Source organism: Mongoliitalea lutea, from assembly GCF_014652135.1.
GTDB lineage: Bacteria > Bacteroidota > Bacteroidia > Cytophagales > Cyclobacteriaceae > Mongoliitalea > Mongoliitalea lutea.
The window spans coordinates 81,946-107,353 of sequence record NZ_BMYF01000016.1 but is presented as its reverse complement, the minus strand read 5'-3'; the positions used below and the strand labels follow the sequence as shown (position 1 = coordinate 107,353).

Annotated in this window: 15 protein-coding genes; 8 read left to right on the top strand and 7 right to left on the bottom strand. The window is 41.3% G+C overall.

The features are described from left to right. Window positions 1-76 precede the first annotated feature (76 nt). Entirely contained in the window at window positions 77-1,165 is a 1,089-nt protein-coding gene (locus IE080_RS13235) for an MBL fold metallo-hydrolase (protein ID WP_229800635.1), read from the top strand. A gap of 347 nt (window positions 1,166-1,512) precedes the next feature. Then, window positions 1,513-2,679: a hypothetical protein gene (locus IE080_RS13230; RefSeq protein WP_189583375.1), complete on the top strand. Its 1,167-nt coding sequence runs from the start codon at window positions 1,513-1,515 to the stop codon at window positions 2,677-2,679. A 3-nt stretch (window positions 2,680-2,682) separates the two neighbouring features. Here IE080_RS13230 and IE080_RS13225 read toward each other — a convergent pair whose 3' ends face one another. The 4 genes from IE080_RS13225 to IE080_RS13210 all read right to left on the bottom strand — a co-directional run bounded on the left by IE080_RS13225 (window position 2,683) and on the right by IE080_RS13210 (window position 10,588). Beyond that, the gene (locus tag IE080_RS13225; protein WP_189583373.1) at window positions 2,683-3,828 is read right to left on the bottom strand and encodes a hypothetical protein; all 1,146 of its coding nucleotides are present in this window, start codon (window positions 3,826-3,828) and stop codon (window positions 2,683-2,685) included. A 471-nt stretch (window positions 3,829-4,299) separates the two neighbouring features. Then, window positions 4,300-7,014: a M14 family metallopeptidase gene (locus IE080_RS13220; RefSeq protein WP_189583371.1), complete on the bottom strand. Its 2,715-nt coding sequence runs from the start codon at window positions 7,012-7,014 to the stop codon at window positions 4,300-4,302. Between the two features lie 115 nt (window positions 7,015-7,129). Then, the gene (locus IE080_RS13215; protein ID WP_189583369.1) at window positions 7,130-8,575 is read right to left on the bottom strand and encodes a PhoPQ-activated pathogenicity-related family protein; all 1,446 of its coding nucleotides are present in this window, start codon (window positions 8,573-8,575) and stop codon (window positions 7,130-7,132) included. A 315-nt stretch (window positions 8,576-8,890) separates the two neighbouring features. After that, on the bottom strand, window positions 8,891-10,588 hold the full coding sequence (locus IE080_RS13210) for a bifunctional metallophosphatase/5'-nucleotidase (protein WP_189583367.1): 1,698 nt from the start codon (window positions 10,586-10,588) through the stop codon (window positions 8,891-8,893). Between the two features lie 821 nt (window positions 10,589-11,409). On the opposite strand from IE080_RS13210, the gene IE080_RS13205 reads away from it, so the two are divergent. After that, the gene (locus IE080_RS13205) at window positions 11,410-12,270 is read left to right on the top strand and encodes a TraB/GumN family protein (RefSeq protein ID WP_189583365.1); all 861 of its coding nucleotides are present in this window, start codon (window positions 11,410-11,412) and stop codon (window positions 12,268-12,270) included. A gap of 17 nt (window positions 12,271-12,287) precedes the next feature. Here the strand turns inward: IE080_RS13205 and IE080_RS13200 are convergent, their stop codons facing one another. After that, on the bottom strand, window positions 12,288-14,489 hold the full coding sequence (locus IE080_RS13200; RefSeq protein ID WP_189583362.1) for a penicillin acylase family protein: 2,202 nt from the start codon (window positions 14,487-14,489) through the stop codon (window positions 12,288-12,290). Window positions 14,490-14,911: 422 nt separating this feature from the next. Between IE080_RS13200 and IE080_RS13195 the strand changes: the two genes are divergently transcribed. Next, on the top strand, window positions 14,912-16,117 hold the full coding sequence (locus tag IE080_RS13195; RefSeq protein ID WP_189583359.1) for an IS256 family transposase: 1,206 nt from the start codon (window positions 14,912-14,914) through the stop codon (window positions 16,115-16,117). Window positions 16,118-16,611: 494 nt separating this feature from the next. On the opposite strand, the gene metG is transcribed toward IE080_RS13195, so the two are convergent. Both metG and IE080_RS13185 read right to left on the bottom strand, forming a co-directional pair. Next, window positions 16,612-18,666, bottom strand: a complete 2,055-nt coding sequence (gene metG, locus IE080_RS13190; RefSeq protein ID WP_189583356.1) for a methionine--tRNA ligase — start codon at window positions 18,664-18,666, stop codon at window positions 16,612-16,614. A gap of 32 nt (window positions 18,667-18,698) precedes the next feature. Next, window positions 18,699-19,334 (bottom strand): TetR/AcrR family transcriptional regulator, encoded by a 636-nt coding sequence (locus IE080_RS13185; RefSeq protein WP_189583353.1) that lies wholly within the window; start codon window positions 19,332-19,334, stop codon window positions 18,699-18,701. 143 nt (window positions 19,335-19,477) lie between these two features. Here IE080_RS13185 and ligA point away from each other — a divergent pair, with 143 nt between their 5' ends. The 4 genes from ligA (at window position 19,478) to tnpA (ending at window position 23,887) form a co-directional block, all read left to right on the top strand. After that, window positions 19,478-21,931, top strand: coding sequence for an NAD-dependent DNA ligase LigA (gene ligA / locus IE080_RS13180; RefSeq protein ID WP_189583411.1), 2,454 nt, complete (start codon window positions 19,478-19,480; stop codon window positions 21,929-21,931). 4 nt (window positions 21,932-21,935) lie between these two features. Continuing rightward, complete coding sequence (locus IE080_RS13175) at window positions 21,936-22,448, top strand: DUF6913 domain-containing protein (RefSeq protein WP_189583350.1); 513 nt, start codon at window positions 21,936-21,938, stop codon at window positions 22,446-22,448. After that, complete coding sequence (dapA, locus tag IE080_RS13170) at window positions 22,442-23,296, top strand: 4-hydroxy-tetrahydrodipicolinate synthase (RefSeq protein ID WP_189583347.1); 855 nt, start codon at window positions 22,442-22,444, stop codon at window positions 23,294-23,296. The genes IE080_RS13175 and dapA overlap by 7 nt, the downstream gene beginning before the upstream one ends. A 123-nt stretch (window positions 23,297-23,419) precedes the next feature. After that, window positions 23,420-23,887: an IS200/IS605 family transposase gene (gene tnpA / locus IE080_RS13165; protein ID WP_189583344.1), complete on the top strand. Its 468-nt coding sequence runs from the start codon at window positions 23,420-23,422 to the stop codon at window positions 23,885-23,887. The last annotated feature ends 1,521 nt before the right edge of the window (window positions 23,888-25,408 follow it).

The window sequence follows — 25,408 nt, the reverse complement described above, 5'->3', positions numbered from 1 at the left end:
ATAAACCCTCACAGAGGATATACGTACCTAGAGCAAAGAAATTCCCTCGAGTCAGGAGATCCAAGTTGTGATACACATGAAAACAAAACCAAAAAAGAGAGCCATTGCTTTTTTCACGCTTATACCTACCATTCTTATTCTAGCAATGATGAATCAAAGCATAGATGAACAAATCGAGTACATCGAAAACACAACATTACGAACCGTGCCTACAGTCCCTACTACTTGGAAAGGCACACCAATGGATGCCAAAGGTAATTTCGTTAATTTATATCAACCCTTTGAGGATAGTTTTTCTGACCTCATCAAATGGCAGTTATCAAAAAACCCATTGAAGGATGCAAAGAAAAATGAAGAAAGACGCTTAAGAAAGGATTTTGACCCAGCTATCCTCACATCCCAAGAAGACTACCTCATTTGGTTGGGGCATGCCAGCTATTTGATTCAGGTAAAAGGAAAAGTGTTATTAATTGACCCTTTCTTAGAAAAGAACACGTTTTTAAAAAGAGAATCTCCTGAGGTACTCCAGGTTGAAGACCTTCCTACAATTGATTATTTGTTACTATCTCATAACCATCGGGATCATATCGACAAAGCTACTATTCAAAAGCTATTGAAATTACAGCCTGGTGTAGAGGTATTGACAGGATTGAAAGTAGGTGATGTGATTGGAAAGTGGGGAGATTTTGGCCGTATTCAGGAAGCTGGATGGTTTCAAGAATACAATACATCGGATAGTTCCCTACAAATTGTCTATGTTCCGTCAAGGCACTGGTCGAGACGTTGGCTTTGGGATCTGAATGAAAATCTTTGGGGTGGTTTTTGGATTCAATCTGAAGATACAAGCATTTACTTCATGGGGGATTCAGGTTTTGGCCCACATTTCGAGGATATCAGACAAGTTATGGGACAACCTGATTATTGCCTGATGGGCGTGGGTGCTTTCCGTCCTGAGTGGTTTATGAACCAAGCCCATATCAGCCCTATGGATGCTATCGAAGCGTTCAATAGTTTAGGTGGCTCCTACTTCATCCCTATGCACTATGGCACCTTTGATTTATCTGATGAGCCTCGGATGGAGCCTTGGGACATCTTAGTAGCTAATCAAAGCAAATTGCGTGGAACATTGGTAGATCCGATTTTGGGCAAAAACCTTTTACATTAAACACCCAAAAATTGGCTTGGTAAGTATTTTATGAAGTGAAGCTTGGGTTACATCTCACTAATTGTAAACTATTTTTATTGACAATAGGGCTATCATCGATATTCAGGAAGCAATCGATTACTACGAGGAACAGCAAGTTGGGCTTGGTGAGATCTTTTTAGGCTGTTTTTCATACCTCAAGAGAAAATTAAAAATTAGGACACTAATGAAATAATTGGACTAGGAACCTAATGGCACTATGATTTTTTTTTTATACCCTCGATTTTGGTAACTAAAACTTAACAATAAATACAGTTGTAAATCCAACTATTTTTTTCATATTTAAATTCAAAAAATTTTAAAGTCAAATGAAAGCCAACTACCCAATTATTTTACTTTTAATTCTCGGAATAGTTTCATCCTGCCAAGAGCCTGAAAATCCAGCAGAACCAATCATAGAACTTGAAAAGTTTGAACGATTTGGAGACCCACACTTCAACTTTCGGAGTTCCATTGTAAACAACATCAAAGTAATTGATAATCAATTGTTTTTTAGTCATGTAAGTAATCCGGGATTCATTAACCCTGACATGGATGTAAATCAACTATGCTGTGCACGACCAAATCAAATGGAATTCCGACAAAGTTTAACCAAACAATACATTGGTGCAGTAGACCGGAATCTATTTGGATTTTACATTTTCCGAAATCAAGGCAATGGAGGTGTGGGGCTTCTTGATTTAAATCGCCTGATAAAAGTACTAGGAGGCAGAGCAAAAGTATCCTCACTTCCAAATCGATTAAAAAATTTCGATATCAATAATGGGAAATTATTAGCTGCTGTTGATTTGATTGGAGAGACATTTGAAAGGGCTATTTATCTGTTTGACATCGAGAATAATACAAATTTTGTTGGAGTAGTCCCTGACACAACTGTAATCAAGATTACTCCACCAGCCGTTGAAAACTCCACAATTGAAGGATTAAATATAATTCAGCAGATAGACGCTTTTCAAGATGGATGGCTGGTTTCTACAATCAATCAAAATTTCTTTGTTGACCCTGACGGAAATACCACTCCGTTTGAATTAAAGGATGCCAACGGTAATTTCGCCCCCTACTACGGACATGTATTCACATCTGATAGAAGATTACTCGTGAAGACATTTAGAAATCTTTTCATATCACCTAGCGGTAGCATAGATGACTTGGAGCTGAGGGTTACCTTTAACAGTTTAATCGAATTCTTTATTCATGAGGACCGCTTAGCAATATGGTTATCAGGATCATCTATTTTATCGGAAGTTGAGAATTTCGACAGCTTAGATCCTGAACTATTTAAAATCAGATTATTGAATTCCGAAGGGATCAACTTTTCTCAATTGTTTGCTCTTCAAAAATTCCAAGGAAAAGTTTTTGCAGCTACCAATCAAGGACTTTTTACCAAAAATCTAGAAAGTTTCTGGGACTCTGCACCCGAAAATGATTCAGCGCTCTCGGCAGAACAATTATTGAATGGGATAGTGTTTCATTGATGCTTATCTCTTTTGCCAGGTTGAATAAATTATGGGTGTGTCCATCGAAAAATCAATTCGAGCATCCCACTCGTAGTTGATGGGCCAGTCTTTAAACACATTCCCGACTTTGTACAGAAACTTCAGTTCCCACCTGTCAGGATTTGGAATCCATCCTTTTGAGGGATTTAGTTTAATCATTGCATCGGTTGAGGATTTGTTCACTTCATAGTTCCCTGCTATCATTCCCAAGCCTTTGTGGTGTGGCTCTAAAGAGAAAGTACCTTTGGCTGTGGAACCCAGTTCCATGGCTAAAATATTTGGAAAAGAGGGTTCAAAAGCTAACCTAACTTGCTTTTCACCATTATAAAAAACCAAACTTTTCAGCTCCTCTTGTCCATTACGCAGTATTAATTCTAACGCATGATGTTCTTGGGGTTTTAGCTCATTCCCATGCTGATCAGGATTTAACATCAGAATCCATGGATTTTCCGAATATCTTGCAAAATACATCCAAGTTCCATCCATAGGTATGGGTAACTTATCTAGCTTTCTTTCTTCTCCATCAATAGACACCTGCTGCTCAGTGGCTTTTCGCCTGATGAAATAAAAATCCTCCAGCCATACTAAAGGCATGGAAGAAGGATTGATAGCAGCATCTCCCATTGGAGCCAACAAGCCAAATGGCTTTCTCGATTTCGAATTACTCTCTCTTAAATGGATGGCAATCGCTCTTCCCCATTTATCCATAAAATTGATTGCTACCTGAACTCCATGATCAGTAATTTCAAACAAATCCTCTTGGAAATCTACTGCTACCATATCACCCAGTCCTTTTCCTGCTATGTTAAATTTTGCCAGGTTTGGATTTAGACTTTTTGCATGATATACATCAATATGCATATCCTTTCTCCAAGCGATCACCAGCAAACCCACTCCATTGATAGAATCATTGAAAAATTGAGGTTCTAAACCAACATAGTGCTCATCGGGATCCTTTTCAAAATTTACCAGAAGTAATCTTTCCATCGGATCCGCTTCAAAACTGAAAGGATTGATGAACGCTTTTGCCTCTACGGTATTATACCTAGCCAAAATTTCTTCATTGGAAATCGTTTTTTCAGAACAAGAGTTTATTAAGAATAAAAAAAGGATAGCGTATTTCATCATCTTGAGAATTGGTTGTCTTCCAAAGTTAAACAGGTCTATTTGTATCTTACCTTTAACATATCATCTCAAACCATGACTTTCGTCAGCAAAAAATTAATTGAATATTATTTTAAAAAGAAAAACCCGGCTGATTTTTAAAACCTGCCGGGCCTAATTTATCACTAAGCGTGGATTAAAGACAATGTTCTAAGAATCAAAGCCTGTCCCGAGAATCGGGAAGACAAGAACCAAGAAGCAAGATCCCAAGTGAAGAGTGTCAAAGGAGGAAAACCATTAAGGAATTAAGAGGATTAAGGACTTCCACCTCCCAACACTAATCACTCAATCAACTAGTCACTAATCATTTACTAAGTGAAGAGTGTCAAAGGAGGAAAACTAGTAAGGAATTAAGAGGATTAAGGACTTCCACCTCCCCTCACTACTCACTCAATCAACTAATCACTAGTCACTCAATCAACTATTCACTTTCAACTACTTCACATACAGCTGATTAAACAACATCTTAAACGTATTGTGTGCTTGTGCTCGGAAGGTGATTTCTGGACCGAAAGCATAGAATTTCCCTTTTCCAACCGGTGCTTCAAAAGCAACTACCCCATTTCTTAGGTATCCTTCACCCCATGCCCAACCGGACACTAGTGGAGACTCTGTTCCAAACCAAGCCAAAGGTTTCACACCTTGAAGCAAGGCATTTGGTGCGAGATTGAATACTGGGCTATTATTAAACACCATATTAGCTGAGTCTCCCATGCCCCAGTTGGCTGCATGTGCGCCATCCAAATGAGCTTTCAGTATACTTCCAGGAATGTAATACTTATCACCACTCAATGCTCGTTCACGGCCATCAGGTAACTTCTCTACCAAGGCATTACTAACCGGCAACTGGAATTCATACGCAAAAGCAGTAGAAGCTCCAACTGCAACGATAGAACCTCCTGCTTCCATAAATGCTTTTAAAGCAGGTACGGTTTTCTCTTTGGTCACATTTCCAATCAAAGCATGATATTCTGCTGCGACGTCTTCTTCTCTCACAGCACCACCCCAGTTTCTGACTGTTCCCGGAGATCCCGCACCAATGAATAAAATGACATCGTATTTCGCCTTCAAATTCCCCGCATCCAATTCTTTAGGATAGACCACATTGAAGGCAAAGTTATATTGCTCGAGCATCCAACGAACCCATCCTGATGGCATAGAGCCTCCATAATGGTCAAAGAGAGCAACTCGGGCAGGTTTGATCGCAACCATACCGGATGGCCTTGAAGCTGACACTACATGGATTCCATAAGCAGTCGCAGCTTTTTCAACCGCCGCCCTATTGCCACTGACAAAGAAGCTTCCAGCCGGCAAACCTGCATGGGCAGTGGTAGTTCTGGAAACACTTACACCCGCCTTTAACAAATCATTAACAGCTATAAAGGCATTATTTCCTCGAACATCAATCAAAAAGCCTGATCCAGCAGGAACCCGTGTAGGCGTAAACGACTGCACTTCACCATAGGCGATGGCTTCAAATGGCCCATCAAATCCTTCTAGAATACGATCGAATTCAACGCCCATTTGCAGGGCTAAACTCCAACCTGCTGCATCGTACGGTCTTTTAGGAGGCCCTCCCGGATATTCAAAATCATTGGGGTGATCTTGGGGTTCAAACATATCCAACACATGTGGACGGAAAGCCTGAGCTGATTTGACCACATACGAACCTGCTGGATATTGCTTCCCATTAACAGTGAAAGCAGCAGTAGCTTTATGTACCTGAACACCTGATTTAATCAAGGCATTCACAAAGCGAGTAGCTGTAGGAAAATCCGCCTGATTAGCCGGTAAAATAAACCCTCTAGGATCACGCAATTCCGGATTTCTATACACAGAGTCGAAAAACTGCACCGGTAATCCACTTCTCATACCATAAAAGGCAGCTTCAGGATCATCGGCCTGTCTTTGCTGACGGCTTCTATTGAACGCTTCTTGAACAGCCGCTGCTCTTTTCGGGTACTTCGTCCAATGGTCCATATTCCCTCGATCAATGGCATTCTTACCCATGGTGTAAATGTTCATCAACAAGGCATCCGCGTTTCTACTCGCATAATCCAATACTGCCATATTCATGGAAACCGAGTAATCAATTGAACGTTTGAAGTTCCATGGCTGCGGCTCGATCGGAAAAGGAGTCGCATGGGTAGGAATCAAGCGTTCAGGTACTAAAGGAATGGATGAAGGTGTCGGACCACCGGTAGTTTCGGTCAAAATCCCGATAATGTTATGAAAATAAGGAGTGGTTCTCAATCCACCATTCCACCAGGAAGAGAAAACAGAACCTCCCAAACGGGTATACCCCGGCTTATTCTCTGCATTTAGCCTGTTGATCATCGCAGAACCAACACCATCCAACGAAGTCATAATTAAGGGATCAAAGACATGGTTGAAAGGATCACGATAAGGAGGGCCTGCCACGACTGTACCTGCAGGGGATGTTTGGTGGTGATTAAACACAATTTGAGGAATCCACTCTATATACATCTGACGGGAAACATTCGTAGTTTCCTTCATATTGTTCATGAAAAAATCACGGTTATTGTCGTGCCCTACATATTTTTGATACATGTAGGGAGTATTCATATTTCGCTTGGTCACATCATTTGGCCCCATGTACCAATCTGTTACGATATCCTGACCATCAGGATTTACCTGCAACATGAGGATGATCAGATCATCCAAAAAGCGTAGTACCTCCGGATCATTGCTGCTAACTAGCTCATAAAACGTAGGAATCAATTGGTGGGAAGCCACAGTCTCTGTGCTGTGCAAACCTCCATCAATCCAAATTACAGGTTTTCCTTCGGCTACCAACGCTTTGGCTTCTTCAGGGGTAACCTCTGCCCTACCCAATTTTTGAGAAATCTCTTTGTATCGGGCTAAATTTTGATGGTTTTTAGGAGAAGTGATGATCATCATCGGCATTTGCTTGCCCATTTCTGTTTCACCGATTTCTACATATTGTACCCGATCGGAAAGGGCGGAAACTTTACGGAAATAAGCATCCATATCCGTAAATGTCACTAATTTATAATCATCTCCTATTTCGAAACCAAAGTGCTCTTTTGGAGTGGGGATTTGTTGGGCCACTGCCTGCTGCCAATACAGCGAAAACAAGAGGAAACCCAAAAGGTAAATTTTTCTCATAGCGTATCAAATTAGGTATATCCGAAGGTACAACCCACAAAGGCTTCTTCAAAATCAGCCCTGCTAATCGGATAAAATAAGGGTTAATTGGTAAAGAATCATGCAAAAATTTGGGCTACTCTCGAGGAGTCCCCAAAGCTTTGGACGGAACATACGATTCAAAGGGATATTCCCTTGGTAAAACTTCTACCCCGCTGGTAATTTTTATAGGAATCTGACCTGGGTAGGTGACTTCTACGAAATATCCTGTATAGCCTTTTTCAGGTGTAGGAATCTGAATTTCGTAGCGACCACTTTCATTGATCAAGACCTCAGAAGCTGACCAATGAGGTCCAAAGCGATCAATCATAAAATTACGTTCCTCTTCGTTAGTCGCCGACCATAACTTGATGGAGACTGGCTTTTGATTGGGGTCAGTTTGCAGCAAAATGGAATTATCCTTGATAGCCCACTCATAGGTAGGTCTCGAGGATTGATTCAAAATAGAGGCATAGAAAGATAATACATTTGCTAAGGCGTCCGAATTACGTAAATCATGTCCATAATTGGGCACATACATCAAGTGCTTTTCACCGGGCAACTCATCCCAGTAAAACTTCCAACTATCCGGCTGAAAAAATTCATCACCAGCTGCATTGACAATTAGCTTGGGAATATCGGCAAATTTCTCCTTGAAAGCATAGGGTTCTGTAATAGAAAGTAAGCGCTCAAACTCCATGGAACCTTGCCAATCCATGATATCCTCATTGACATAAGAAGTGACCGCCGGAGCCCAATACCCATAGTTCCTCCAATGGTGCTGAAATGATTCCTCCAAATTCAAAAGATCAATTACAATAGGCGCCATGGCTACCACCCGCTTATCAACAGCAGCGGTAGTCCAGGTTGTCCAGCCTCTTTTGGACGCACCAGACACCACAAAATGATTCAATGGAAGTTCGTACTTCTCCTCCACTACTTCCACTACCACATCCATAGCCAACTTGGCAGCTTTGGTCATAGGTAGCCGAAGCAACCACCTGGCATCCTCATCCTTCGCTCCTCCTTCCATAAATTTCCGCCAACCATACGCAATGATATCATCCTCATAGCGTGGCCCCTTGTCATCATCCAAAAATGTGAGTGGCTGAAAAGGGACGTTATGAATTTCCGCAGCCACCGAATTCGTACGAAGGGCTACTTCCAAAATAATCGGGTTGGGTTCTTCTGGCAAAGGTGATTCTATCGCTCCTCCCCCAATCCACAAAAACCCTGTTTCAAAACTGGTATTTTTGGGAACTACGAAAGAAACATAATGCCACCACTCCGTTTCATTGACTTCCTCAGCAGTCAACCATGTTTGGGACACCATGCGTACCACATGGTAATCATAGGTCTCGCTGCTGGTAGAATACACCAATTCATAGGAAAAAGCGGGGTCATCTGCCATCACGTAGGCCTCCAATAAACTAAAGCCATCCACGGAAGCACTGGGGATAACATCAACCTTACTGGTACATGCCCAAAAAGAAAATAAAAGAACAAAGGCGATGGTAAATTTCTGGGTCAATTGTTGTATCATAATGTCTTGATTTTAAATACAAAAGATAATGTAAAAAAATCAAAACTGGAAAACTCTGGATTTTCAGATTAAAAAGATATCAAAAATAGGAGGATCAATTATTTCAACATCCAGGAAACTTTCCCTTCAGCATATCAATCAAAATACACTTTAAACTATATGATATGAGGCTTTGTGCCTTAGAGCCTTCGTGGCATTTTTTACCACAAAAGCACTAAGCCACAAAGGATAAAACCTAAATCAGTAATTTGCTTGGGCTACAAAACTGAATTTTTATTTTTTAGAAAGCCGCTTTAGATAGAGAAATTATATGCATCAATGAAACTCATAATCCACTCCAGTCACTTGGGAAAGCAAGGTAGCTGGAGCATCCAATGCACGCGCATCTCCTCTTGGAGTTGGAGTTACGGGCGAATTTTCTTTTAAATAGGCCAACATTACTCCATGCAAAGTGTATTCGGTATTTTTTACATTTTTCACATTACTCATGCGGCAAATCATATCCGCAGGATCGCCTTCTCGTTCGCAAGCAGATATTGTATAGGTTTTATTCAAATTTATCGGTTCGCCCTTGATAAGCATAGACTGTACACGTTGACCAGCTTCACCAAAAGCATTAAAGGTAATTTTCATACCCTTGAATTTGGTCACCCAACCGCCAAATCGTCTATTAGCATCTTCTGCAAACACATTATTTAACTCCACTTCCATCCAATCCATCAGTTGCTGACCCGTTACTTCACCTGTGCGTACGATAGAATCAACAGGCAACATATCGTAGATAAAGCCTCTAGTAATTGGAATATTGCCAGTTTCATCCGGAGTGACATTTGGTGGGCAAAATCGGAAGCCATTGGACAAAGCAATATCAACATCAGGCAACTGCCATTTCACGGCATCCACTACCATGGTGTCAATAGGGTTTTCGATAACGAAATACCTGTAAAGCGGGATGGTACTGTATCCAACAACCTGATTGATTTCCTCCTTAAATGGTTTTTCTACTTCCTCCACAATTCTACTAATCCGAGAGGAAGGCTCAATGGCATCCGCCAAGACATCCAATAATTCGTAAGTCTCACCAACAACTTTTCCATCTTTTATCTGCAACTCCAATTTTCCCACAAATGACCCAAAAGCTCCTGGTTGGACTACCTTAGCATATTTTCCTTGAATTGGCTTGCGAACACGTTCATGGGTGTCCGCTCCCAAAATATAATCTACCCCTTCACAAGCTGGATTATTTGAAAGTGCTATTTCTTGAGAAAGTCCGATATGAGACATAATCGCTACAAAAGCACATCCTTCCTGATTTCTCAATACATCTACATAATGCGCTAAGTTAGCTTCTGGTCTGGTGAAAATAATTCCTTCGCTGTATCCTGGAGACTGTCTTCTTGGAACCAAATGATCATTGTATCCAATAAAACCAAACTTCACCCCATTCACGGTCCAGATATGGTAGGGAGGAAAAATCAATTCTCCACGCTCTCCATTACCCAAATCATGGTACATATTGGCACAAACTTTCCCTGCTGTCAAAGCACCCATGAGTTTCTGCATGGGCTTTTTATTGTACACAACCTCCCAGTTGCCAGGCGAATACAAATCATAAGACATAGCGTTCAAAATGGGTACTATCGCTTCGCCTTTGGTTTTGACAGAAAGCATAGATCCCTGAAACATATCCCCTGTATCTACCAAAAACGAATGCGCTGCTTGTGCTCGTTGCTGTTGAATAAAGGCATGCATATTGGCATAGCCTCCAGCTTTTTTAAAGACTTTTTCTCCATTCTCCCAATACAGTTCATCGTGAGGATGAATCTGACAATGCACATCGGTGGTTTGAAAAATGGTGACTTTAAATGCAGCAGGTGGATCCATTTCTCCTGAAACTGTCAAACTATCAGTACTTTTACTGCAAGAAGATTGCAATGCTCCTGCGCCTATCAATCCTGTTCCTGCACTCAGTGCACCTAGTTTTTTGAGAAATGATCGTTTGGTTAGGTTCATACGTGGGTGTTGTTAATGATTTTAATTGAATTTAATACCTTTTCAGGAAAATCCATGCTGCAAGTACAACCATAGACTTCCCCAAATTAGGTGATAATTCAAAAGTCTAATTTTTCAGTGAGCTTTTCTGTGACAAAAATTACAAGGTTCTCACAGATGGATCAGATCTAAGCGGATTTGAACAGATTTTGAATTTTAGATTTTAGACGTTAGAATTTAGATTTGATCTACTCATGAGCTATATTAGGAATTCCACTTAACAAATCTAACCCATTAATTTCAACTAATACTATTACTCTTTAAGCCTATATCTGTGCCAATCTGAGTTATCTGTGGACCTTTTTAACCGCCAAGGAAGCAAAGGTCTACGCAGAGAACACAGAGTTTTTCCAGCCCCTAATCCAAGCCAAATCCTTCGTGTCATTCGTGCCATTCGTGGACCTTTTTATTTTAGAGTTAAGATTTCAGATTTTAGATTTGTGGAAATCCACGAGCCATGCGAGTAAATTAATAAACTATCCATTTAATTAATTTAACCTTATCCTCACCATCTCCCTATAAATACCTCCTTCTGTGCCAATCTGAATAATCTGTGGACCATTTTAACCGCCAAGGAAGCAAAGATCTACGCAGAGAACACAGAGTTTTCCAGCCTTTAGTTCAAGTAAAATCCTTCGTGTCAATCGTGCCATTCGTGGACCAAACCTTTCTGGCAAAAATCCCCGATACAAAGCATCCACGTTCCATCTCCAATTTTTTTCTTAGATTTATATCTACGTTAAATCTGTCATATCCGTTTTATCCGCGAGAGCCAAGAAATTATGAGAAAATCTGTTTTACTCTGGATCTTTATTTTGATCCAACTATCCCCTGCTTTTGCTCAACAGTCATTGGAAAACTCCCTATTGTGGAAAATTTCCGAGAATGGACTGGAGCAACCATCCTATCTTTTTGGCACCATCCATGTCATTTGTCCGGAGGACTTTAAAATGGACGAGCGTATACTTTCGGCTTTACAATCAAGCAAAAAAATCGTCTTGGAATTGAATATGTCCGACCCCATGCTTGCCCAGGAAATGCAACAAAATTCCATCAACAAGGATTTTTACAATATTCAAAATGATTTCGAACCCGAAGCCAAAGAGGCTTTGGACGAATTTTTATCCAGCAATTATGGTATGGGCTTGGCGCAAATGGGAATTATGAAACCGTTCATTCTATCCACCATGGTATTGATGAAGCAACTGCCCTGTGAAACGCCGGATAGTTATGAACTATTTTTCACCAACAAATCACAGGAATGGAAAATACCCATGGAAGGCTTGGAAACAGCCGCCTATCAAATCAGTATTTTTGATCGAATCCCTATGGAAAGGCAGGTAGCTGATTTATCCAAAATGATTTTGACCGATGCGACTGAAAAGGAATTTCAGGGCATGATTGAAGCGTATTTAGCAGAGGACTTAAACAAACTCCAAGAGATGATCCAAGCAGATGGCCTAACAGGAGAATATGGAGAAATCTTGCTCAATGAGCGAAACAGAAATTGGATCCCAAAAATCGAAGAATTTATCAAAGCAGAGACAACATTTATTGCTGTAGGCGCAGGCCATTTCCCCTCCGAAAAAGGAGTCATCCAACTCCTCCGAAATGCAGGTTACACTGTTGAACCGGTACGATAAATACATGAGAGCCTGGACTACCGTTGTCCAGGCTTGTATTTTTTACGGGCATGTTGCTCCACATCTTCCCGATAATATAAGACATCTTTAAATTGGGCCTGGGTGTACATCTCCGCCTGATCTACAAAATGAGGAGAAAAAGGATTCCCTGACTGTCCCCCTGCCAAGATGGATTTGGCTTTTACTTTCTCACCAAACTCCACAGCTGCTACAAAGCTATTGCCCACATTCCCATAAAAGCGTTTGGTATTTGGATAAGCCCGACTCCCATAAGCGGCTAAAGAACCCCACATGGATGAATTAAATCCTACAGGTAAACTTGGCAACTCGTCATAAAACTTCCCCTGAATGGCATTCGTCACCCGTTGAAATCGGTTGATCTCTCCCCAAGGCGTATTCCATTGACCAAAATCTTCACCTAATTTGGCTACAGCTTTATCCAATGCATCGATCAATTGCTTCTGAGTTAAATGCTCCGCCAAATAATCAAATACATAAGCATCCCAAGGTCTGTCCAAACCTCTTCCCATACCCATCAATTGATTGCCCCAAAATACTGCTACTGATGTGGCTACCGAGTTTACATGCGTTTTTAGATCCCAAGCTACCAAGGTGTCAACTGCTGATTGAAGTTGTGATTTTCTTGGATCAGTTGCCGGCAATTGATCAAAAGCTTTTTTTAGAACAGGCACTAATGGCTCAAAAGCCAAAATATGTGGATCGTAAGCTAATTCGTAAATCATAGACTCTAAGGTCCACTTTCGGGGCTGTTCTAAAATTCTTACAGCATTGATTCCCCTCGCATTTTCCACATCCCAGGCTACATAGGGAGGAAAATCTTCCCGTTTCGGGCTCATTTTGCCCAAAGCATTGAATGGATCAGAGTTGCAATGCTGAATCCAACCAGTCACAGGATTTTCAAGATAAATCAATTCTTCTACATCATGTAAACCTCTCCAATCAGTAGCTGGATTACTTCCATCTACTACCCCTCTCCAATCGAATGATGGATCTCTTTTAGGTACAAAATTGCCATGGTAATACACGATGTTTCCATCTCTATCCGCATACATGGTACTATTGGAACTATTGGTTTTCAAGTCCATGATTGCCCGAAACTCTTGGTGATTGGTGGTTTTGGTACGCAGATACGATTGTGTCAGAGCCTTTTCTCGCTCAACCATTAATGCAATAGCCACCCACTTTTCATCTTCTTCCCTGATAACCGGACCATGATGACTGTAGTAAGCCGTGATGCTTCTCTTCAACAATTGTCCATCCTCTTTGTAGGTCAACTGAATGGTTTTTTCAGTAAATGGTCTCCACTCTTCTCCAAATTTGTAATGATACTTACCGTTTCTTTGCTCCACTGTCAGGGCAAAGTGGTCGATAGCATCTGCTTTGGCAGAAGTGTGCATCCATCCATTGTACTCGTTGAAGCCCTGATAGATAAAAAACTGTCCCCAAGTCACTGCTCCATAGGCATTCAAACCTTCTTCACTCACCATATGAACTTCCGGCCTAAAATAGAAAGATGTATGAGGATTGATCATCAATAAGGCATTGCCAGTAGCGGATAATTGAGGTGCGATAGCAAAACCATTGGAACCTTTGGGCTCTTCGTCAAAGTTGCGTTCCTGATAAACTAATGAAGCCTGAAATTCTTTATCATAAAAAGCCTTTAACTGATTCACGGAAATGGTTTCAATATCTCCTCCAATACTTCCCTCGGAGAAAGTCAATGCCATCCATGGTTCAAATTTGGTAATCAGTTTAGGCTTAACTTCTGGGTGGGTATGTAGAAAATAATTAATCCCATCCGCCCAAGCGCTCATTAATTGCTTTAACCATTTCGGTGCTTGTTGATACTCTTTTTTGACTACTGCTTCATCGATGTAGAGCTTCATGCGAAGGTCTGCATACAATTCCTTCACTCCTTCCACTTCGGCCATGCGGCCCATGGCTGTGATGTAATTCATCTCCACCCGGTTGAAATCATCCTCACACTGCGCATAGATCATCCCAAAAACTGCATCTCCATCTGTTTTCCCATAAATATGAGGCACCCCCAAACCATCCCTAAAAATTTCCACCTGCGAAGCCCTGCGCTCCCATCGCTGCAAATCCGACAATTGGGCGAGACTAGGGAAGGAAGCAAATGAGCAACAAAAAACAGCAACAAGGAAAAGAATCTTTTGAAAGTACTGTGGGTGTATCATGGGTATTTATTTATCAATTGGAATGCTTAAGATAAGAACATATCGGAAAGCTACCTAAAACCCTGATTGGAATGTAATACTTTTTGATAATTGGTTATTTTCTAAAGCCACTCCGTGGTGGGAACGCGGATGATACGGATGCGAGCAGGCGCGGATTGGAAACGGATTTTGGATTTTTAGATGTAGAAATCTCGCAGAATACACAGAAAGCGCAGAAAAAACAATGGCAGAAAATTAGTGAAATCGGGGACTATGACAAAAACTGTGTAAGTTGATTTCACTACTTACGAAGTTAAAGTTATACCTCGAAATTCTCTGTGTGATTTAGAAGAAATCGCACAGAGAATTTGAGGAACCCGCGGTAGGCGAATACCCGATCTGTGTGTGGACAATTTCTTATCTTTAACACACAGATTACAAAAATGAAAAAAGAAGATCTCCTAAATGATGATTTCCTCAAGCAGTTTAAGACTGCGGGGGAGTTGAATTCCTTCCTTCAACAGCTTCAGAAAAGAGCTGTCGAGAAAATGCTTGAAGGCGAGTTAGATGCTCATCTTGGGTATGGAAAGCATCAGAATTCCGACAATCCCAATTCAAGAAACGGCTATTCCACCAAAACAATAAAAAATACATTTGGAGAAGCTGAAATCAAAGTTCCAAGAGACAGGGAGGGTAGCTTTGAGCCTGCTCTTGTGCCTAAACGAAAAAGCATGGCAGAGGGCGTTGAAAACGTGATCATATCCATGTATGCCAAGGGAATGTCAAACCAGGACATCGAAGAGCAGATCCGAGAGCTTTATGACATCAATGTATCCACTTCCACCATCTCAAGGGTTACCAGTGCCGTAGCGGAGGATATTGTTGCATGGAGAAACAGGCCGCTTGACCCTGTATACCTGATCGTTTGGATGGATGGTATATCCTTCAAAGTCAGGGAGAACTCTAAAGTAGTTAATAAGACCGTTTATATTGCTGTTGGCCTCAGAACTAACGGCCTCAAAGAGATACTCGGCCTTTGGCTTGGCAAGAATGAATCTTCCGCTTTCTGGATGGGGGTACTCACTGACCTGAAAGCCAGAGGGGTTGAAGATATACTCATAACAGCAACTGATAACCTGAACGGGTTTACTGATACTATAAAGGCCTCCTTCCCTCAGTCAGTCACCCAGATATGTGTCGTCCACCAGATCAGAAATGCATGTAGATATGTCGTATGGAAAGATCGTAAGGCCTTTACAAGGGATATGAAGGAAATTTATACTGCCCCTACCAAGGAGGCTGCATGGGCCGCACTCAACGATTTTGCCAAAAAATGGGACTCCAAATACTCCTATGCCATCAAAAGCTGGAGGGACAACTGGGATGAACTAACCGTTTTCTTCGATTACCCGGTTGAAATCCGTAAAATCATCTATACTACTAACCTGATTGAAAATCTCAATGGCAAGATCAGAAAATACACCAAAAACAAGCTCTCTTTTCCTACAGATGATGCTGTTATGAAGTCTGTTTTTCTCGCTGCAAGAGAAGCATCGAAAAAATGGACTATGCCCATTCGAGACTGGGGTACTATTCTTAACAGTTTCCTGCTTATATTTGGTGATAGGGTCAGGCTTCTTGAAACCTGACCATAAAATCATAATTTAAAGTTTACACACTTATCGGGATTGTGTCGTGAAATCGCGAGCTAGCGAGCTGAAATTTATAGACAAAGACAATCAAATACAAGCAATAGCTAGCTATTTAAAACCAAACTCCCATGAAAACCTTCCTGTAATTAGTGGACCTGTTCATTTTAGGTTTTAGTTGTGGATTCGTGCAAATCCCCGAGCCCTGCGAGTAAATTTAAAAACTATCCATTTAATTAAATCAACCTTGGCATCAGTATTGCCCATGCACTCCATCATTCTGTGCCAATCTATGAAATCTGTGGACTTTATCAACCGCCAAGGAAGCAAAGCTTTACGCAGAGATCACAAAGTTTTTCAAGCTAATTAGGAATGGCTACCACATTAACATCCAACCAAAATCATTCGTGTAATTAGTGCCATTCGTGGACCCACAAAAAAAGAGGGAGAACAGCTTTTACCCATCCTCCCTCAATCTTCATCCTTTCAGTAATTTATGAAATCGTGGAGCCAGATGCAACTGCTTCATGCGGCTGCAACAGCTTTAAGCTACCATCCTTGTCCTCTGCCATCAAAATCATCCCCTCAGACTCTATTCCCATCATCTTTCGAGGCGCCAAGTTGATCAACATCACCACCTGCTTGCCTACCAAATCTTCTGGTTTGAAATGCTCTGCAACACCACTCAGTACTGTGCGCTGTCCAAGTCCTGTATCTACCGTCAATTTTAATAATTTTTTGGATTTTGGCATAGGCTCAGCAGTCAACACTTTTACTACGCGCATATCTAATTTCACAAAGTCATCGTAAGTAATCAACTCCTTCATCGGTGCAGCAGGTGCTGTTTCCATGGCATTCTTCTTCTTTGTTTCCAACAATTTATTCACTTGCTGCTCAACTGTTTGATCTTCGATTTTTTCAAACAATAAGGCAGCTTGATTCAACACATTTCCTTCCAACAACAAATCAGACTTTCCTGCATCTTTCCAAGTAAGTCCATTCAACTCAAACATGTCATATATCTTTTTCGCCGTAAATGGCAAGAAAGGTTCCGCCACCACAGCCAAGTTCGCAGCAATATTCAAGGCAATATTTAAGACCGTGGCTGTTCTTTCCGGATCAGTTTTAATGGATTTCCAAGGCTCTGTTTCTGCCAAGTATTTGTTACCCATTCTAGCAAAATCCATCACCAAAGACAAAGCCTCACGGAATCTATAACGCTCAATAGAATCTGCAATCCGCTCAGGGAAATCAGCCATTTCTTCCAAGACATCTCTGTCCACTGCTTCGAATTTGCCCAAAGCCGGAACTTTTCCATCAAAGAACTTATGCGTCAATACCACCGCTCGGTTGACAAAATTCCCAAATATGGCCACTAACTCAGAGTTATTTCTCCCCTGAAAATCCTTCCATGTGAAATCATTATCCTTGGTTTCCGGTGCATTAGCGGTCAACACATAGCGCAGCACATCTTGTTTTCCCGGAAACTCCTCCAAGTACTCATGCAACCATACAGCCCAGTTTCTAGAAGTAGAGATCTTATCCCCCTCCAAATTCAAAAACTCATTCGCAGGTACATTATCTGGCAATACATAGCCTCCGTGTGTTTTCAAAATAGCAGGGAAAATGATGCAGTGGAACACAATATTATCTTTCCCAATAAAGTGCACCAATTTGGTATCCTGATCTTTCCAGTAAGGCTCCCAATCTTTTCCTTGCTCCGCCGCCCACTCTTTGGTGGATGAGATATAACCAATGGGTGCATCAAACCACACATATAGTACTTTTCCTTCTGCACCCTCTACTGGAACAGGAATCCCCCACTCCATATCTCGGGTCATGGAACGCGCTTGCAGACCATCCCCAGCTTCCAACCAAGAGCGACACTGACCCAAAACATTGTTTTTCCAATCTCCCTGATGTTCTTCTAAAATCCAGTTTTTCAAGAAATCAGTATAACGGGCCAAATCCAAAAACCAATGCTTGGTATCCTTCAACACTGGGCTGCTACCGGATAATTTGGATTTAGGATTCAACAAATCAGTTGGGCTCAAAGAAGACCCACATTTCTCACACTGATCTCCATAGGCATGTTCGTATCCACACTTAGGACAAGTACCTTCGATGTAGCGGTCTGCTAAAAACTGACCAGCCTCCTCATCATAATACTGTTGCGTGATTTGCTCCAAAAACTCCCCTTTTTCATACAAATCCTTGAAAAACTCAGAAGCAGTTTCATGATGAATCGGTGCAGAGGTTCGGCTGTAATGATCAAAACTGATCCCAAACTCCTGGAAACTTTTTTTCATCATTTCATGATAGCGATCCACTACATCCTGAGGACTGATCCCTTCTTTTTTTGCTTTGATCGTTATAGCTACCCCATGCTCATCCGAACCACAGATATAGGCCACATCTCGCTCACGGGAACGCAGGTAGCGGGCATAAATATCGGACGGTATGTAACACCCAGCCAAGTGCCCAATATGTAAGGGTCCATTGGCGTAAGGTAAAGCAGAGGTAATGGTATATCGTTTAAATGTTTTCATGATTCAATGGATGGTTATTCAATCGCAAAATCCTACTCAGTAGCCTGAAACTCCTTTCGAGCCTCATCGGTAAGTATTCCTTGGAAAATAATATGTATTGCTTGATCGTATTTATCTGCGGTGCTCATTTTCATGGATTTTTGCATTTCCGCAGGAAATTGTTCCAGAAAATGGGTATCTATCAAACTTTGAATGGCTGCTGCATACAAGCAAACTACCAAACTAATATTAACATTAGGTAAAATGTAGCCTTGCCTGACACCTTCTTCAATCAATTTTTGAAAACGAAGAAAAGCAGACTCCCTGATGTATGTCTGCAATTCTGCCCAGATTTCTGTAGCATGCTCCCGTAAATCTGCCAATAACTCGGGATTGATAGGAGCTAAATCCGCAGCAACGATGGTTAATAAAGACTTTAACTTTGCTGTGAAGGGAATATACTTATTTTCCAATAAGGTTTCTACCTTTAAAGAGAGTCTGTTTTTGAGAATTTCAAAAGAGGCCGCCAACAATTCCAGCTTTCCAGGGAAATACTTGTAAAGAGTTTTTTTGCTCATGGAAAGTTCCTGAGCAATGTCATCCATGGTCGTATTTTTATACCCCTGCTTCAAAAAAAGCTTGTAGGCAACATCTAATATTTTGGATTCTATGTCCGTCTTTTTACTCATGGTATCTGGGAAGTGGGCAAATATAGCAAATGAGCTTGATTTCTGTGGTATCAAATTATTTGATCATCCATAAGAAATCTTTTGCCTTTGTAATCCAACACGCTAATTTTGGAGTTTACTGTTGGTACAAACACACCCAATTTATGACCCCACAAGAGGCGCAGCATCGAATTACCGAACTCAGCAAGCAGATCAACTATCATAATCAGCTCTATTACAACGAGGACCGAACGGAAATCTCTGATTTCGAATTTGATCAGTTGTTGCAGGAATTGATTGATTTGGAAAAACAGTTCCCTGAATTCTTGGATGCTGACAGCCCTTCCCAACGAGTAGGTGGTACAATTACCAAGGAATTTGAAACAGCAGAACATGAGTATCGCATGCTTTCCTTGGGTAATACCTATTCTCCAGAGGAACTGATAGCTTTTGATGAGCGGGTAGCTAAAGGTTTGGGGCATAGAAATTATGAATATTTCTGTGAATTGAAGTTTGATGGAGTTGCGATCAGTTTGGTGTATGAAAATGGGCGGCTTATCCGTGCAGTAACCCGTGGAGACGGTACCAAAGGGGATGTTGTGACGGAGAACATCAAAACCATCCGAAATATCCCTTTGCATGTGATCGGAGAAAATGTACCGGATAAATTTGAAGTCCGGGGCGAAATTTTCCTTCCCCGAAAGGAATTCGATAAAATCAATGCAGAACGAGAAGCAAACGGAGAAGCGCTTTTGGCGAATCCTAGAAATGCAGCTTCCGGAACTGTCAAAATGCAGGACAGCAGTATCGTAGCCAAGCGAAGACTCAATTGCTATTTTTATCAATTGTTAGGGGAAGAAATCGGCGTAGAAGAACATGATAAGGCCATTCATCTTTTGGAGCAATGGGGTTTCAATGTCTCCCCCACCTATGCCAAGTGCGCAAGCGTTCAGGATGTTTTGTCCTACATCAACGAATGGCAGGATAAGCGTTTCGAATTACCCTTGGACACCGATGGTGTGGTGTTAAAAGTCAACAATTACGATCAGCGAGAGGAATTAGGCTTTACGGCAAAAATCCCTCGTTGGGCGATTGCTTATAAATACCAAGCGGAGTCAGCCATCAGTCAATTGCTTTCCATCACCTATCAGGTTGGAAGAACTGGGGCGATCACGCCCGTAGCAAATTTGGCACCTGTGTATTTAGCTGGGACAACGGTCAAGCGTGCTTCCTTGCACAATGCCAATGAAATTGAGCGCTTGGGATTGCATGAAGGAGATTGGGTATCCATTGAAAAAGGTGGAGAAATCATCCCCAAAATCACCGCGGTTATTCCCGAAAAGCGGAAAGCAGCTGCGAGGCCTATTGCCTATATTCAGCATTGCCCCGAATGTCACACCGAACTGACCCGAAAAGAAGGAGAAGCCAAGCATTATTGCCCCAATCATGCCGGATGTCCTCCACAGATTTTGGGAAGAATCGAACACTTCTTGCATAAGCGGGCCATGGATATTGATTCCTTGGGCACAGAGCGCATCAAAACGCTCATTGATCAAGGATATATTAAAAACTATGCTGATTTATATGAATTGAAGACACAAAAAGACCGATTACTCGGTTTGGAAATGTCCCAAGATCAATATCAAAAAACAGAGGAAAGATATCTGTACATTTCTTTGTTAAAAGCCTTTTTTGCGTTAACAGAAGGAATATCCCTCAGTGCTATCCAAAAATTCCTAGCCGAAGAACAGGAAAAGAGCTTGGATGAAACCATTAAATCCTTCGAGTTATTTATCCGCAAAAGCAATAAAAAGGTAGCTCAAAATACTGGGAATTTGCTTTTACTGAAAGATCAAATTCACTACGCAGGCCTTCCCACTTTGGAAGAATATGTTCCAGTAAGTGCTGTTTTAAAAGTATTGTTGGGATCGCGCGTGAGTTTGGAAGAGTTGCTACGGGTAAGTGCTCATTGTTCAACCGTTCATGCGATTTTACTTGAACTCAATCTCGACTTGCCTTCCGAAGTCGAAGACCGAATCAAGAAACTCAAAGCCAATACTTTCCAAGAGGGAGTGATCTCTAATATGATGGAAGGGATAGAAAAATCCAAGCAGCAAGCCTTTCCCAAAGTGTTGTTTGCACTAGGGATTCGCAATATCGGAGAAAACACCGCACAAATTTTGGCCAAGGAATTCAAAACCATAGATTCGCTAAAAAGTGCTACAGCAGAGCAGTTGTTGGCTGTGAATGGTGTGGGAGAAACCTTGGTGCAGAGTATCCGGGAGTTTTTTGAGGATCAGGAAAACTTGACCAATATCGAGCGTCTGCGGACCCATGGATTGAATTTTGAGTTACAAGAGGAAGAACGCATTTTGGCCAGTAATGCATTGGAAGGAATGAAGATCTTGGCCTCCGGTAAATTGAACCATTTCAAGCGGGATGAAATTATAGACTTTGTAGAAGCTAATGGGGGAACCTATGTCAAGTCTGTTTCCAAGGCTTTGGACTTCATCATTGAAGGCGAAGATATGGGCCCGAGCAAAAAGGAAAAAGCCGAGAAACTTGGTGTCAAGTTGATTTCAGAGGAGGAGTTTTTACAAATGGTTGGTAAAAACTAAGCCGATGAAGTGGATCAAAGACCAATTGGTTAACTCGCAACTGCGGAAACTCTTGAAAAAAGTGTCCAAGAAATCGCAGGAAGTCAAAATCCCCAGTAACATTCAAACGATCGGGGTCTTGGCAAGTTCATTGGAAGAATACGAAGAAGCTAAAGCTAGCATACGAACACAGTGGGGGCTGAAAGTACGGATCATTGCCTACTTCTACACGACTGAAAAGGTTGAAGTAAATGAAGGAATCAATCATACACATTTCACTTGGTCTGGACTGCCATCGGCTTATTTCAATGAGTTTTTGGATGAACCCTTGGATTTTATCTTGGTTTCTGCTTCCAAGCTCAATCCATATATGCGTTATTTGCTGTTGAGAAAACAAGCATCTTTCAAAGTGGGCTTCTTTTCCGAAACGAATAAACCGTATTTAGATTTGATGTTGGCCTTTGATCCAAATAAGCGTTTGTCAGAAAATTTAAATTTAGTCATTCAGTATTTATTAAAAATAAAACAAGCATGTTAACACTAAGAGGCACAGGAGTAGCCCTTATCACCCCTTTCAACGAGGATTATAGCATAGATTTCACGGGATTGGACCGAGTGGTCAATCATGTAATTGATGGAGGCGTAGACTATTTGGTCGTGTTAGGAACAACCGGAGAAAGTGCTACCCTTACCAAAGAAGAAAAAAAGGAAGTACTCAAGGCCGTTAAAGCGAGTAATGCAGGTAGAGTCCCCTTAGTTTACGGATGCGGAGGAAACAATACCCAAGCGGTATTGGAAGACTTAAAAAGCATTGATTTTGAAGGTATTGCCGCCATTCTTTCTGTTAGCCCTTACTACAACAAACCTACGCAGGCAGGAATTATTGCTCATTATACAGCAATAGCTGACGCTAGTCCTGTTCCAGTAATTTTATACAACGTTCCAGGCAGAACCATGTCTAATTTGAGTTGGCATACCACAGTGAAACTATCAGCTCACCCAAATATCATTGGAATGAAAGAGGCGAGCAGTGACATGTCCCAGTGCATGCGCATTGCCTCCAAGATGCCCAAGGATTTCTTATTGATTTCCGGTGACGATATCTTAACACCTGCTATGCGTTTGATGGGCGGAGCAGGAGTAATATCTGTGTTGGCGAACGCCTACCCTGCCCTATTCAAAACGATTGCACATGGAAGCTTGGAAGAAGCCAATGAGGCGGCCTTCCAAATGCTCGACATCAATCCATTGATGTACGAAGAAGCCAATCCAGTTGGTATCAAAGCTTTGATGTCAATCTTAGGACTATGCGGAGATCAGGTTAGATTGCCACTATTGAGAGCTTCGGAATCCTTGAAGGAGAGGATAAAGGGGGAGTTGATTTAATCAAATCAGGAAATTAAATACTTAATATTACATTGGCCCTTGGCATGACTGCCAAGGGCTTGTTATTTTTATACAATTCAATTTGAGAAGTCTTTTTATAATTTTCAGTTAAACTTATTGAATATGAGCAGCACCTATTCTCAGATTTATATTCAAGTGGTGATGGCCGTCAAGGGCAGGAATAGTTTGATTTCCCAAACATGGGAAGAAGAGCTTTATAAATACATAACGGGTATCATTAGCAGTAAAAATCAAAAATTAATCGCAATAAATGGAGTTGCGGACCACATTCATATCCTAATCGGAATGAAACCATCTTGTTGCCTTTCAGACCTCATCAGAGAAGTTAAAAAATCTTCCAACGCTTTTGTGAAAGAAAAGAGATTTACAAAATTCAAATTTGATTGGCAAGATGGTTATGGTGCCTTTTCTTATTCTCAATCAGCATTGGATAATGTAATTGCCTATATTCAAAATCAGAAAGAGCATCATAAGAAAAAAACCTTTAAACAAGAGTACATGGGATTTTTAAAAAAATTTCAAATTCAATACGATGAAAAATATTTGTTTGAATGGATTGATGATTTATAAACCCGACCTCAAAGAGGTCACATGTTTATAGCTAACATCCTTGCAACTAGCCATATTCGACCCCAGTCGGGGTCGCACATACCCTAGACGCATTCCGTGCTATAAACATGTGATCCCGTTGGGATCGAGAGAAAATCGAAAAATTAACGTAATAGAATAAATAAAATATGTATCCGACCTCAAAGAGGTCAAATGCTTATAGCTAACATCAACCCACCTAGCCTCATTCAACCCCAGTCGGGGTCGTACCTAACCCCAGACGAATTTTAAACTATAAACATGTGATCCCGTTGGGATCGAGAGAAAATCGAAAAATTAACGTAATAGAATAAATAAAATATGTATCCGACCTCAAAGAGGTCACATGTTTATAGCTAACATCAACCCACCTAGCCTCATTCAACCCCAGTCGGGGTCGTACCTAACCCCAGACGAATTTTAAACTATAAACATGTGATCCCGTTGGGATCGAGAGAAAATCGAAAAATTAACGTAATAGAATAAATAAAATATGTATCCGACCTCAAAGAGGTCAAATGCTTATAGCTAACATCAACCCACCTAGCCTCATTCAACCCCAGTCGGGGTCGTACACTACCCTAGACGCATTTTTTGCTATAAACATGTGATCCCGTTGGGATCGAGAGGAAACCGAAAAATTAACGTAACAGTATAAATAAAACATGTACCCGACCTCAAAGAGGTCACATGTTTATAGCTAACATCAACTCACCTAGCCTCATTCGACCCTGCCTTTTGCAGGCAGGCAGGCCCAGTCGGAGTCGTACACTACCCTAGACGCATTCTATGCTATAAACATATGATCCCGTTGGGATCGAGAACAAACCGAAAAATTAACGTAACAGTATAAATAAAACATGTACCCGACCTCAAAGAGGTCACATGTTTATAGCTAACATCAACTCACCTAGCCTCATTCGACCCTGCCTTTTGCAGGCAGGCAGGCCCAGTCGGAGTCGTACACTACCCTAGACGCATTCTATGCTATAAACATATGATCCCGTTGGGATCGAGAACAAACCGAAAAATTAACGTAACAGTATAAATAAAACATGTACCCGACCTCAAAGAGGTCACATGTTTATAGCTAACATCAACTCACCTAGCCTCATTCGACCCTAGTCGGGGTCGCACATACCCTAAACGCATTCCGTGCTATAAACATGTGATCCCGTTGGGATCGAGAGAAAATCGAAAAATTAACGTAATAGAATAAATGAAATATGTACCCGACCTCAAAGAGGTCATATGTTTATAGCTAACATCAACCCACCTAACCTCATTCGACCCCAGTCGGGGTCGTACACTACCCTAGACGCATTCCGTGCTATAAACATGTGATCCCGTTGGGATCAAGAGAAAATCGAAAAATTAGCGTCATAAAATGAATGAAATATGTACCCGACCTCAAAGAGGTCACATGTTTATAGCTAACATCAACTCACCTAGGCTCATTCGACCCCAGTCGGGGTCGTACACTACCCTAGACGCATTTTTTGC